The organism is Sphingobacterium sp. UBA7631 (genome assembly GCF_002483935.1).
GTDB lineage: Bacteria > Bacteroidota > Bacteroidia > Sphingobacteriales > Sphingobacteriaceae > Sphingobacterium > Sphingobacterium multivorum.
Genome location: NZ_DLIX01000007.1, coordinates 642,076 through 655,286, shown reverse-complemented (window position 1 = coordinate 655,286; position 13,211 = coordinate 642,076). Strand labels below are relative to the sequence as shown.

13 protein-coding genes are annotated in these 13,211 nt (G+C 38.2%); 3 read left to right on the top strand and 10 right to left on the bottom strand.

Features of this window, described 5'->3' with window-relative positions; genetic code table 11:
* Positions 1–642 precede the first annotated feature (642 nt).
* Entirely contained in the window at positions 643–1,029 is a 387-nt protein-coding gene (locus B3P16_RS14660; protein WP_070560908.1) for an SRPBCC domain-containing protein, read from the bottom strand.
* Between the two features lie 88 nt (positions 1,030–1,117).
* Between B3P16_RS14660 and B3P16_RS14655 the strand changes: the two genes are divergently transcribed.
* Positions 1,118–2,485: a methyltransferase RsmF C-terminal domain-like protein gene (locus B3P16_RS14655; protein ID WP_286771210.1), complete on the top strand. Its 1,368-nt coding sequence runs from the start codon at positions 1,118–1,120 to the stop codon at positions 2,483–2,485.
* Positions 2,486–2,530: 45 nt separating this feature from the next.
* Here B3P16_RS14655 and coaBC read toward each other — a convergent pair whose 3' ends face one another.
* From coaBC to B3P16_RS14640, 3 genes are read right to left on the bottom strand one after another with little or no spacing between them, the layout of a single operon-like run.
* Positions 2,531–3,727: a bifunctional phosphopantothenoylcysteine decarboxylase/phosphopantothenate--cysteine ligase CoaBC gene (coaBC, locus tag B3P16_RS14650; RefSeq protein ID WP_286771211.1), complete on the bottom strand. Its 1,197-nt coding sequence runs from the start codon at positions 3,725–3,727 to the stop codon at positions 2,531–2,533.
* A 10-nt stretch (positions 3,728–3,737) separates the two neighbouring features.
* Positions 3,738–4,067, bottom strand: coding sequence for a DNA-directed RNA polymerase subunit omega (locus B3P16_RS14645; protein ID WP_046671627.1), 330 nt, complete (start codon positions 4,065–4,067; stop codon positions 3,738–3,740).
* Entirely contained in the window at positions 4,051–4,980 is a 930-nt protein-coding gene (locus B3P16_RS14640; protein ID WP_112375121.1) for an outer membrane protein assembly factor BamD, read from the bottom strand. The genes B3P16_RS14645 and B3P16_RS14640 overlap by 17 nt, the downstream gene beginning before the upstream one ends.
* A gap of 242 nt (positions 4,981–5,222) precedes the next feature.
* Between B3P16_RS14640 and B3P16_RS14635 the strand changes: the two genes are divergently transcribed.
* The gene (locus tag B3P16_RS14635) at positions 5,223–5,498 is read left to right on the top strand and encodes a NifU family protein (RefSeq protein WP_286843391.1); all 276 of its coding nucleotides are present in this window, start codon (positions 5,223–5,225) and stop codon (positions 5,496–5,498) included.
* Between the two features lie 57 nt (positions 5,499–5,555).
* On the top strand, positions 5,556–6,203 hold the full coding sequence (locus B3P16_RS14630; protein ID WP_070560915.1) for a carboxypeptidase regulatory-like domain-containing protein: 648 nt from the start codon (positions 5,556–5,558) through the stop codon (positions 6,201–6,203).
* Here B3P16_RS14630 and B3P16_RS14625 read toward each other — a convergent pair.
* From B3P16_RS14625 to B3P16_RS14600, 6 genes are all read right to left on the bottom strand, one after another.
* Positions 6,200–7,429, bottom strand: a complete 1,230-nt coding sequence (locus B3P16_RS14625) for an FtsX-like permease family protein (RefSeq protein ID WP_286771212.1) — start codon at positions 7,427–7,429, stop codon at positions 6,200–6,202. The two genes, B3P16_RS14630 and B3P16_RS14625, sit on opposite strands and share 4 nt — an antisense overlap.
* Positions 7,430–7,434: 5 nt before the next feature.
* On the bottom strand, positions 7,435–8,076 hold the full coding sequence (locus B3P16_RS14620; RefSeq protein WP_286771213.1) for an MBL fold metallo-hydrolase: 642 nt from the start codon (positions 8,074–8,076) through the stop codon (positions 7,435–7,437).
* A gap of 44 nt (positions 8,077–8,120) precedes the next feature.
* Entirely contained in the window at positions 8,121–8,867 is a 747-nt protein-coding gene (locus B3P16_RS14615) for a shikimate dehydrogenase family protein (protein WP_286771214.1), read from the bottom strand.
* Positions 8,868–8,964: 97 nt separating this feature from the next.
* A complete protein-coding gene (locus tag B3P16_RS14610; protein ID WP_286752840.1) occupies positions 8,965–10,377 on the bottom strand; it encodes a tetratricopeptide repeat protein in 1,413 nt (470 codons plus the stop codon).
* Positions 10,378–10,558: 181 nt separating this feature from the next.
* On the bottom strand, positions 10,559–11,932 hold the full coding sequence (locus B3P16_RS14605) for an OmpA family protein (RefSeq protein WP_286771220.1): 1,374 nt from the start codon (positions 11,930–11,932) through the stop codon (positions 10,559–10,561).
* A gap of 240 nt (positions 11,933–12,172) precedes the next feature.
* On the bottom strand, positions 12,173–13,183 hold the full coding sequence (locus tag B3P16_RS14600) for an inorganic phosphate transporter (protein ID WP_046671636.1): 1,011 nt from the start codon (positions 13,181–13,183) through the stop codon (positions 12,173–12,175).
* Between the last annotated feature and the right edge of the window lie 28 nt (positions 13,184–13,211).

The following is a 13,211-nucleotide window of genomic DNA, read 5'->3' as shown; positions in this document are numbered from 1 at the left end:
CACGGAAGCCCTTGCTGGAAATAGTCAAGGGCTTCTTTCGTTTAGCTACCTGCCTGTACTTCCCTGTACAAGCTATTGCATATCTGCCGTACCCCCCGACCGGCGCTGTTCCGCAGCAGTGTGACGCATCTGTAAATCAAATATTCGGCGGTCACTACACAAGCTACTTGTAATCACTAGGAGCATGTCTTGTCTCAGTTATTACCCCAATGGTTTACGGAGGTGAGAAAGTCTCGGTTTTTGGATATATCATTCGTATTTCTATTAGATAGGATTGAAAACTTTTTAACACCATAATTTTCGCTGTTGCCGATTTTATGTTGTAAGATTGCTACACCTTTGCCTGTAAAGGATGAATATATCGGCAGGAGCTTTGAGTTTGGTGTTTGAAACTATTGTGGGATATTTTATATGTATGAAGATTGGGATTAAAGGAGCATGTAGAAATTATAATCCGTTCTATTTGAGATATTGAAACGACTCACATGTTGTATAATAGTGAAATATCAATTATTATATATTGGAAAGTGGAAAGTCGGGCACAGTAAAGGAGGTATCTGTATTGCCAACGGTCTATATGGAATACAAATACCTGATGTTCTTGGCTATTACACTATACCCTGGAAGAATAGCTGCATTGCTTTAATCTTCTTCTGTATAAAAGTCGATCAACGAGGAGATATAAGGGTCTTCCCATCCATCCGAGATATTTTCAAAGTCTTCATCCGGTATATTTGTCTGCCTAATTTCCAAGGATGTCCCTTTTTTATGTTCATGCAGCTTTAATGTAACAATCGAGGGGTTGTCTGTTTCACCGAAGTACCATTCTTGCACAATTTTTGTCGAAGGTTCCAGTTCCAAGAATCGGCCAGTTATAGCACCATCCCATAAGGAGAATTCTCCATTGATAGTAGCGTCTATGGACACTAGGTCTCCTGTCCAAAGACGAGCGGTAATTTCGGTCGTTAATGCAAGATACAGCTCCTCTGGAGTTGCAGGAATAATAGCATATTTCTTGAATTCTTTCATGGTGCAAAGTTACTCTTTCTTGTAATTTACCACTTATTTTGACTTCATTTTTATTTATCTTAATTTTATCGCAAACTATTAGGACAACATGAGTAATTTTCTGCCAAATTCTTTAGTGAAAAAGTTAGGAGTGAATCCATTATTTGATACTGATGCATTTATTAAGATACATGAAGAAGGTATTCGGGCGACAGCAATACGCCTAAACCCTAATAAATTAGAAGATTGTCCGTTTCCTAATGCAAAACAAGTTCCTTGGTGTCATGTGGCTTATTATCTTCAGGATCGTCCAGTGTTTACGTTAGATCCTTTATTTCATGCTGGAACATACTATCCACAAGATGCTTCTTCCATGTTCATAGATCATATTATTCGAAGTTTGAAGTTAAATGAAAGGAGTGTTCGGGCGTTGGACTTATGCGCCGCTCCAGGAGGAAAGTCTACTTTATTAAACAGTAGTTTGCATCCGGAATCGCTCTTGGTTGCAAATGAAATTATTAAAACTAGGGTTACCGTCCTGCAAGATAACTTAATGAAATGGGGAAATGCTAACACAGTAACGACAAATAATGATCCTGCAGCGTTTAATCGCCTTCCAGGATACTTCGATTTGATGGTTGTTGATGCCCCATGTTCTGGATCTGGAATGTTTAGAAAAGATACCGATACCATCGATGAATGGTCCGAAGCTAATGTTAAGCTTTGTAGCGAAAGACAACAGCGAATTTTGGCTGAAAGCTTGGCGACTTTAAATAAGGGCGGATATTTGTTCTATTCAACATGTTCTTATTCTCCGGAAGAAAATGAAGATATTGTCGATTGGTTACTGGATAGCGGTGATTTCGAATCTATTGAAATAGCTATTGAAGAGCATTGGGGAATTGATCATACAAGTTCTAATAAGCATCGTGCACACGGTTATCGATTTTACCCGCATAAATTAGGTGGAGAGGGCTTTTTTATTGCTGTCCTTAAGAAGATTGGCGAACAGGGAACGTTCAATAGAAAGCGAATTAAACCCGAAAAATCAGATGCACCTAGAGGAATTCTAGATAATTGGATTTCGGATAGTGCCAGTTTTCATACTTTTCTTCATCGTGATGATGTATATATTTTTCCAAAAATGTACGAACATGATCTAAAATATCTCCAAAATGTACTTTATCTTAAGAATGCGGGAACTAATGTTGGGAAACTTAACAGAAAGGAGCTAATACCAAGCCATGCGCTGGCTTTGAGCATTCATTTGACCAAAGACTTCCAATTGGTGGAATTGTCGCTTGAGGATGCCCGCAATTATCTTAGAAAGGAAAATATAGCTGTGGATACGATTGGCGAAAATATTCAAGGATGGGCCATAGCAAGTTTTCAAGGTAAACCTTTGGGCTGGATGAAGGTATTGACCAACCGAATAAACAACTATTATCCAAAGGAATTGAGGATTGCAAATTTATAAGAGCTGGAGACATTGTACTCCAAGGGGAGTATATATAAAATTTGCTTAGGATAGGCCCACGATAATTGAACAGATATCTTTAGCAACTTCTTCTTTCGATTTTAGGCTAAACTCACGGGTATTTCCAGACCGATCGATTATAGTGACTTTATTGGTATCCGTAGCAAAGCCGGCACCCTTATCTTGCATGGAATTGAGCACAATAAAATCCAGGTTTTTTCGAACCAATTTTTCTTTTGCATTTTCGAGTTCATTATTGGTTTCCAATGCAAACCCAACGAGTAGCTGGTTTTCTTTCTTTTTGGCACCTAAAGTAGCTAGAATATCGGCGGTTTTTGTCAGCTCGATAGCGAATTCGTTTTCTTTCTTTTTTATTTTTTGGGTAGCGACTTCAACTGGAGTGTAGTCTGCCACAGCAGCGCTCATTACAACAATATCTGCTGCTTCAAAATATTCTTCGCAGGCGCTTAGCATCTCAGCTGCCGAGGTAACTGAAATCGTATAGACGCGTTCGGGTAATTTCAGGGCAGTAGGTCCCGATACTAGCGTGACATCTGCGCCAAGTTCTTCAAGTTCTTTGGCGATGGCATAGCCCATTTTTCCACTTGAATGATTGCCAATGAAGCGGACTGGGTCTATAGCTTCATAAGTAGGGCCAGCTGATACTAATGCTTTCTTTCCTGCTAAGGGCAGTCCTCGCTCCGAAAATTTAACTAAGAAATCCATTATTTCTTCCGGCTCCGCCAAACGCCCCTCACCAACTAGACCACTTGCCAGTTCCCCTTTTCCCGGGGGAATGAGGATATTGCCATAAGAACTAAGCTTATTAATATTGGACTGTGTTGAAGGGTGTTTCCACATATCTAAATCCATTGCTGGAGCGAATAGTACTGGACATTTTGCTGATAGATACACGGCTGTTAAGAGGTTATCGCAAAACCCATTGGCCATTTTGGCCAAGGTATTTGCCGTTGCTGGTGCGACTAAAATATAATCTGCATTTAAAGCAATTTCGACATGATTGTTCCATTCCCCGGTATTCGGCTGATAATAATCTATTAAAACGGGGGTTTTGGAAAGTGTGGAAAGCGTAAGCGGGGTAATAAATGCTGTCGCTTCTTTTGACATGACTACGTTAACTTTGGCTTCCGCTTTTACCAAAAGGCGGATAAGGGATGCAATCTTGTATGCGGCAATACTGCCGCATACAGCAATTACAATATTTTTCCCAGCTAAAGCCATTGTTCAAGGATTAGTCCTGCTCTTTTGAAGGATTTCTGTAGTACACTTTATCGTGTAAAAATTCATCGATAGCAACCAAGGTAGGCTTTGGCATACGCTCGTAATGTTTTGAAATCTCTATTTGTTCGCGGTTTTCGAATACCTCTTCCAAGTTATCGTTGTTGCTTGCAAATTCAGCAAGTTTTCCATTCAATTCTTCTTTAATATCTACTGCAATTTGGTTCGCGCGTTTAGAAATAACTACAATAGATTCATAGAGATTGTCAGTGCCTTTGTCCAATTGTCTCAAGTCACGTGTGACTGTAGAGTTTGGAACTGAATTGTTATTTTTTTGACTCATCTTTTTGGGTATTTTCTTTTTCTTTTTTCGCCTTTTGTTCTTTGATATACACTTCCTGCTCTGCAACGGCCTTATTATAATCCTTTACTTGAGAGAGGGCGGTTTTAATCCCTTTTTCAGAATTTTCACGAAGAGATTCTGCCTCTTTCATATGTTTGCTATTCGGAAAATTACTTGCGAAGCTACGGTAATAATCCAAGGCATCATCAAATCTGCTTTCTTGTTTCAGGAAGAAACTTTTTGACGCATAGATGTATTGTGCTTTTAAGGTTAAAAACTCAATCTCTTCTGCGTATTTTGTATCAGGGTATTCTTTTAATACATTCTGTAATGCGATGACAGCTGCCCTATAATCATCCGTAAGACCCATGTCATAATACAGTCTTGCATTAGCAAATGCTTTAAGCTCAAGTTTATCTCTTAATTTCTGAATAAGATCTGCGGCTTCTTTGGACCGTTCCGATTCGGGATAGAGATTGACAAAGAGCTGTAAAGCATCAATTGCCTTTCTTGTATTTGCTTGATCTAACGTCGATCTCGGAGAATCCAAATAATAACAATAGGCATGCATAAAACGACATTCCTCTGCTCTTGCACTATTTGGATAAACATCCGCAAAATCTTTAAAGTGAAATGCTGCAGATGTATAATCTTTCAGACGGTAGTTGGCAAATGCCAAATAATAGTAAATATTTTCTGCTTCAGCTTGTCCACGGAATTTGGTCCGCAAGTCATCAAACAAAACTAACGCCTTTGTATATTTCTTTTTCTCATAAAGTTTTACGGCCTCTTCGTACTTTTGAGCGATGTTATTGCTTGCTCGCAATTTCTCAAATTTACTTTTACAGCCAGTAAATACCAATAGAAACATCATGCCGGCACAGATAGCCGCTATACGCCTATTTAAAAACATTTTACAAAGATAAGTGAATTTGTTATACTAATCAATTAAATTTTACTGCGCAATATAGTTTAATAATTATTTGATCGCAAAAACAACATTTCTTATTAACATTCTTTAACTCGATTGTAGCTCGGAAGAGGGTATATTGTCATATACTTGTTGTTTTTCCAATGGTAGCGAAGCCTAAAAATACACATTTTAAAATATTTGATTATCTTTACATATTACAATCATTGAATAGCATTAAGAGTATGACTTTAAAAGAAAAAGTTGAGCAAGCATTAGATACCTTGAGACCATATTTGGAGACTGATGGCGGAAATGTGAGTGTTGAAGAGATTACAGCGGATAATGTCGTGCGTTTAAAATTATTGGGAGCATGTGCTTCATGTTCAATGAGCATTACGACCTTTAAAGCTGGTTTAGAGCAGGCAATTAAGAAAGCTGTTCCTGAAATTACAGCAGTAGAGGCTATTAATTTAACAGATCCAGATTCCCCAGAAGCAACTTTACCCTCTGTTAATTAGTTTTTCTATTAACACAATTTAACGGCTAGTTCGGCTACTTTTGTTTAAATTTGTTCTATGAAGTTGCTGGTTTCTATATTATTTGCTGTATTTATACTTTTTTGTTCCGCTGCATTACAAGCGCAGGAAAGGAAAATTATTCAATATTCCGGTATCGTAACAACGGTTGGGTCTGGACTTCCTGTAGGTTATGCGACTGTCACTAATTTATCTTTCCGAAATGAAGCATTTGCTGCAAATAACGAGGGCTATTTCTCTTTTGTGGCACATGTAGGCGATACAATTCGTTTTACCTCTGTCGGTTTTGATCCTTTAGTTGTCACTATTCCTGAGGTTTCTGGAGATAAATATACCGCAAATATCATTATGCAAAATCTAGTGACGGAACTTCCGATGGTAACGCCCTATCCTTGGGCAAGTATAGAAGAGTTTAACATTGCATTTATGAATCTAGACGTTTCTGAAGATAACATCGTTAGAGTAAGAAGATCCTTGTCGTATGAGTCCTTGTCTGCAATGGCAGCTGTAATACCACGTGACGGAAATGAAATGCGTTCAATTAATAATGCGCAGAGCTTTAATACCATGAATAATAAAGTCATCAACCAACGTTATGCTAATCCATTGTTAAATCCTTTTGCATGGGGCAGTTTAATCCAACAGATTACAAAAGGAAGTCAGAGCCGAAAAAGTTCAAGTTATTAATCAGTCGATTTCAGTTTATTGAGTTCTCTCACACTTAATTTAGCGGAGAAATAGGAAACTAGACCAGAGATGCCAATGACTGTTATGAATACTAAAATGTAATCACTCCACTTACTTACCATAGGGTAGCTGTCTATAATGGTATTCGCTCCATCTTCTACACGAATGATTCCATAGACTGACTGAATATAGTTGAATATGCCGCCTATCAATAGACCTAATACACAACCGATAATAGCGATCATAAGACCTTCATAAAAGAAGATACGTTGAATTAGATTATCAGCCCCACCCAAACCTTTCAGGATCGTCATATCCTTTTGTTTGTCCAGTACAAGCATGGTTAAGGAACCTACAATATTAAAGATTGCAATCACACTGATTAAGGTCAGGATAAAGAAGACGACCCAGCGTTCAACACGTACATTTTTATATAAGGTGGGGTTTTGTTTTTCCCTATTCTTTACAATATAATCTGGTCCTATTTTCTTTTGTAATGTCTGCCCAAATAAGTTGACATCTATACCATCTTTTAGGTAAAATTCGATCGATGAAACGCGGTCATATTCTCCGAGAACCTCTTTAGTAAATGAAATCGGTGTAATTATCAAATTGTCAAAATCTTGTTGATAGCGCATTACCCCTACAGGAGTTATGGATCGGATGTTGAACTCTTCAGCAGGATTGGAGGAATTTTTTACCCCTTTTCTCGGTGAATACACTTGAATTTGTTCCGAAGAGTTCTGCATAGGAATCGCCAGATTTGCCTGTACGCTTGCCCCTAGAATTGCGAGGTTAGTCGAGTCATGAGTAAGTTTGTATTGACCATCTACGAGGATACTGTCTCCGGTCTTCTTACTTAGCGATTGAGGTTCGACACCTTTTATATTTGCAATAAATTGTCTATTTGAATATTGTAACAATACCTTCTCTTGTAGAACCTCCGTATAATGAACCACATTAGAATCTTTTCGTAATTCGCTGAAGATAGCCTGTTTGCTATCAAAAAGTTTGCCTTTCTTGGGTTCAATCTTCAGCTCAGGAGCAAACTTACTGTACATGGATAGTATCAGCTGTTCCATTCCATTGAATGATGATAACAAAATGATTAAAGCGGCACTACTTACCATTACGCCAATCACACTAATTGAAGAGATGATATTAATGGCATTAACTGATTTCTTAGAAAACAGATATCTTTTTGCAAATAGAAGTGGCAGGTTCATGACTTTTATCCTCGGATAAATGGATTAGAATTCTTTTCGAAGCCAATCGTAGTCGATGGCCCATGCCCCGGGTAGACGATCGTGTCGTCGGGCAAGGTATAAAGTTTTGTTTTTATGCTATCCAAAAGCTGCTGGTGATTTCCCCCAGGAAGATCAGTACGGCCAATGCTATTGCGAAATAGAACATCTCCTCCGATCAAGAATTTTTGATCAGCTGAATACAAGCAAATATGTGCAGGGGAATGTCCAGGCGCAAGAATGACCGTTAGCTCATCATCATCTAAATGAATGGTATCATCCTCATTTAGAAATGTTTCCCCAATTGGGGAAATGTCATATCGGATGCCCATTTGAGGAGCATAATTCTGAACCGCTACTAAAATTGGTACCTCACCTTCGTGAAACTGCGGAAGCAAGCCAAATTTTTCATGGACAAAACTATTCCCCAATACATGGTCAATATGACAGTGTGTATTTAATAGGAGTGCCGGCTTGAGTTTATTGTTTGCGATGAAAGCTAGTAGTTCTTGCTGATCTTGCTCGCCATACATCCCTGGGTCAATGATAATGGCATTTCCTGACTCGTTATAAAGTAGATAAGTATTCTCCTGATAGGGATTGAAAGTGAATGTTTTGATCGTAAGCATAGTGGTAAAATTACAGTTTTTATTGATTTCTTACTATTGAAAGGTCAACTATTCCAGATTTCCCAGTTTTTTTCTGCTTGTAGAACCAACATTTCATACCCGTTTTTGATTCTGGCACCTTTTTCTTTGCTTTTTCGAAGAAACGTTGTTTCCTCTGGGTTGTATATGAGATCATAACAGAGGTGATTCTCAGTTAAGAATTCGTAAGGAATTTTCGGATATTCTGCTGTATTGGGAAATGTACCAACCGGTGAACAGTTGATAATCAAAGTATGGTCAGCTAGGATAGCACGATCAAGTTCATCATAAATGAGCTGGCCTGCCTGTTTGGTTCTGCTTACTAAAGTATGTGTTATTCCAAGTTGATTCAGGGCATAAATGACAGCTTTTGCAGCGCCCCCATTACCTAAAATCAAAGCCTTCTTATCCGCTTGGGGATTTAATAGCGGCTTTAGCGATGCCTCAAAACCATAGGCATCTGTATTGTAGCCTTTAAGATGTGTTATACCATCTGATGTATGGCTGATTCGAATACAGTTTACAGCTTGTATTGCATGAGCTTCTTCCGAGAGCTCATCCAAATAATCCATAACCTCTATCTTATAGGGAATGGTCACATTGACACCGTAAAAGTCTTTATTGGAAGCAATTGTTGTAAAATCGGCTATTTGAGCAAGTGGATATAAATCATAATCCACATCGGTAATACCCTCTTGATGAAATTTTTCTAGATAATATTTTTTTGAAAAAGAATGCCCTAACGGGTATCCTATTAAGCCTAATTTTTTCATTTGAATTGCGAAAAGTACGTTGTGGGAACAGGAATATATTTTCAATTTTAATATCCGGTCATTGCTACGCAATGACCGGATATGAGCCTCTTACATGTTAATCTTTCGGCTTTGTATATTTTTTTACAATTTCAGTAATAATCTGATTCCCTTGTAGCTGTGGAAGGTAATCAAAAAGAATATGATGCTTATCGGGATCCGTCGCCAGACCAAGCTCTAAAAAGTTCAGCGCTTCATTGTATTGTCCATTGGCAAATAGATAAGCAACCACACGATAGTACAGCTCTGCAGCATTTGGATTTTGTGTGATGGCATCGGATATTACATCAATGGCTTCTTCAATTTTACTTTGTTCAAATAGAATGGAGGAATAATCGAGCCACGCATCTATATCTGTTGGGTTCAAAGCGACTACCTTTTTATAGGCTTCTTCTGCAAGATCTATTTGTTGTAGTTTGTATCGGGCATCGGCAATCGCAAACCAGTAATCGGGGTTTGTATCTTCCAGCTCCAATGCTTTTTTATAGAAATGAAGAGATTCAAAATAACGCTCTTCGAAATCTAAGGTGACCCCAATACCGAACCAGGCATCAGCAAGCTCCGCATCTAATTTGACTGCCTTTTTATAATAATTGCGGGCTTCCTCCATCTGCTCAAGTTTCTCATAACATTCGCCAATCGCACAATAGGTATCAGCACTTGGTTGCTCATATTCAAATGTTTGTTTGTATACGTCCAATGCTTCCTGATAGCGATCTAGATTAACAAGAGCGTTCCCCTTATTGAAATAAGCTGAAGAAAAGTCTTCTTTAATTAATATAGCATAGTCATAAGCATCCAGAGCTTCCTCAAACCGACTTATTTTATGGTAAGAATTTCCTAGATTATACCAAGCATAGTAGGAGTATGGGTCTGAATCAATGTACTTCTTATAAAAGGAGATACTTTCTTCCTGTCTATCCAATATATCATAACAATAGGCCAATTCATAGAGTGCTTCTTGGTAATCCATATTGAGCTCAAGTGCTTTCTTTAGATAAATTATTGCTTTGTCATAATTCATTTGCGCTTGAAAGATCATCGCAATATGGAAGTAGACTTCATCTTTATTATCTAATAGCGGAAGTGCTTTGAAGAGCTGTTCCAAAGCATTATCAAACTGGCCGATACTACCTAATATGCCACCACGGATTAAGAAGATGTCTCCTTCTGAAGCTTCCAATAATTCCGCTTTATCAAGTGCCGCAAGTGCATTCTGATATTGTTGAATCGTTGAAAACAGTTGTGCCTGTTTCAATAAAAAGGTAATATCAAAAGGGTGTTGGCTGATCGCAAATTCGGTAACCTGTAGGGCCTTAACAGGGTCATTTTTTTCAGCGTAGTAATCAATAATTCCTTCAAAAGCCTTGGAGTCAAAAAAATACTGATCCTCGTTTCGAAGCATTTCCTCATATCTGTCCACCGAGATTTTTCTTTCTTCGGGGTTTTCAAATTCAAAATCCTCTTCCATTCTCAAAAGTTTAAAACCAGTATTCTGTTCTTTAATTCAAAATACTAATTTCTTATCTAATTTGTTCGAACTAATTTTCCACAAATCGGATATCCTCCACAAAGTTAAGGATAAATACGGGTAAAATAAAAAAGCCGGCTTTAAAGCCGGCTTCTAATATAATGGTATAAGTTATATACGATTATTTTTTGATCTCAACACGACGGTTTTGAACACGACCTTCTTCAGTAGCATTAGATGCAACTGGGTTTTTCTCTCCGTAACCGTTAGCAGTGATGCTTGATGAAGAAACACCAGCGTTTACTAAATATTGTTTTACAGAGTTCGCACGGTCTTTAGATAAAGTCACGTTATAAGCTTCAGAACCTTCAGCAGATGCATAACCATCTAATTGTACAGATGAATTGTTATCACGTAATTCTTTAGCCAATTTGTCTAACGTAGAGTAAGATGAAGTTTTCAATACTGAGCTATCAAATTCGAATTGAATTGGAGCGTAGTAACCGTTAGAAGTAACGTTGTTAACAACTGGCTCTGGGAATTTGATTGGACATCCTGAACCATCTACTGGAGTACCAGCTGGAGTACCAGGACATTTGTCAAATTTATCAGATACACCATCACCATCAGCGTCAGCGCTTAATGTGTTAACAGTACCTTCTAAAGTGCTTACACGTTGTTTCAATGCTTCAACTTCGTTTCTCAATGAAGGATCTTTCAACTCATCATACAATGTAGCAACTGGGTTAGCAAAAGTCAAGTTTTGTTTGTCTTTCGAACCTAAAGTGAATTCTAAACCAGCCATAACTGAAGAGAATTTACCTTTGTAAGATGATTGACGAGCTGGGCCGTAGATTTGATCATCAGCAAAGTTCATTGTATAACCTAAGTTCAATGCTACTACTTCAGATAATTTGAATTTAGCGCCAACACCTACAGGAACGAATGCTGTTAATTTGTTGTCGCGGTCACCTTTTTTATCACGGTCACCAATGATGCCTTCGCCCCATTTACCTGAATTATCATAAACAACTGTTCCTGAGAAATCATTGTTTGAATATTGAACAGGGTTGTAAGCCATAGCTCCCAAACCTACTTTAGCGTAGAAGTTAACTGCATTTTCTCTTCTCAAGAAATCGATTGTACCCAATTGGAATACACCGTTTAAGCTAGCTGCCCAGTTTACACTAGTTTCAACTGAACGAGCGCCTCTTGAGTTCTCGATAGCAGGACCAGAAAGATCATGGTTGTACGTTTTGATCTTACCACGGTTAGCTTCAACTTCTAAACCAAATAAGTGAGAGAATTGTTTACGCACTGTCAAACCATAGTACTCACCTACTTTATTTTGGAAGTAACCTACTTTTTGACCAAAAGCGTTACCACCACCGATTACGTTGTTCGGTGTAGTGATACCACCTTGAACTCCGATAGACCAAGTTCTGTATTGTGATCTACCACCGAATACTTGTTGAGCTTGTGCTGTACCAGCGAAACCTAAAGCGGCAACTAATGTAGCAGCAACAGCTGTTTTTTTAATTGTAGAATAGTTCATACTCTTGTTTTTAAGGTTATTATTAATTTTAATTGTTTTCAAATTTAATTATTGTATTAACACAAGGAATAGTACAATTGCCGTGCCAAAGTCTTAAAGTTATGTTAAAATTTTGTTTTTGCTATATTTTGTACTAAATTAAGTATTTAATGTGAAACAACAAAACAAAAATCCGGTACGAAAGTACCAAATTTTTGTTTTGTTTCAATAGGTTTAAGAAAAAAATTAAGTATTTTTTTTCTAAAGCAAATAATGTACGACCAATAAAGACAACGCACCCAACAAAGCTGAAACTGGAATGGTTAATATCCAAGCCCATAACAAGCTGATTGTTACCCCCCAACGCACTGCGGAAACACGTTTGACAACACCGACACCGATGATTGCACCTGTAATGGTATGCGTTGTTGAGGCTGGTATCCCAAAATGTTCTGTGATACCCAAAGTGACAGCTCCTGCAGATTCAGCACAAACACCTTCCAAGGGTGTTACTTTTGTGATCTTGGTTCCCATCGTTTTAACAATTTTCCATCCACCGCTCATTGTTCCGGCAGCGATTGCTGCGTAACAAGTTAATGGAATCCACTCTGGCATGTGTTCAGTCGTTGGGACATAGCCACCAGCAACCATCGCTACAAGGATAATTCCCATGACTTTCTGTGCATCATTACCTCCATGTGCAAAGCTCAAAGCAGCAGAAGAAACAAGTTGCAATATCTTGAACCATTTTTCGGCAACGCTTGGACGGGAGTTTTTTGCCAGGTTGATTACAATCAATGTGATGATAACCGATATCGTCATACCTATAATAGGGGCCAGTACGATAAATGCAATAATCTTTAAGGTTGCATCAATATTGATGGCGTGGATAGGATCTGCGCCAAGAATAAAAGCGTATGCCATACCCGATCCTGCAAAACCTCCAATAAGTGTATGGGATGAACTGGATGGTACGCCATAGTACCAGGTAAATAAGTTCCAACCGATTGCTGCAAGTAACCCTGCGAAAATAACTTCTAATGTAATGTATTCTTCCAATACTGTTTTTGCAATGGTATTGGCTACTTTATGATCTGTAAAGTAGAAGTAAGCTGCAAAGTTGAATATCGCAGCCCATAAAACGGCCATTGCTGGCGTTAAAACTTTTGTTGATACAACTGTCGCAATAGAATTGGCTGCATCATGGAATCCATTGATGTAGTCAAAAGCAATCGCAAGGACAATTACAACAACGAGTAATGTTGACATCATAATCTCGTAGAATTTTTGTGCACTTAAA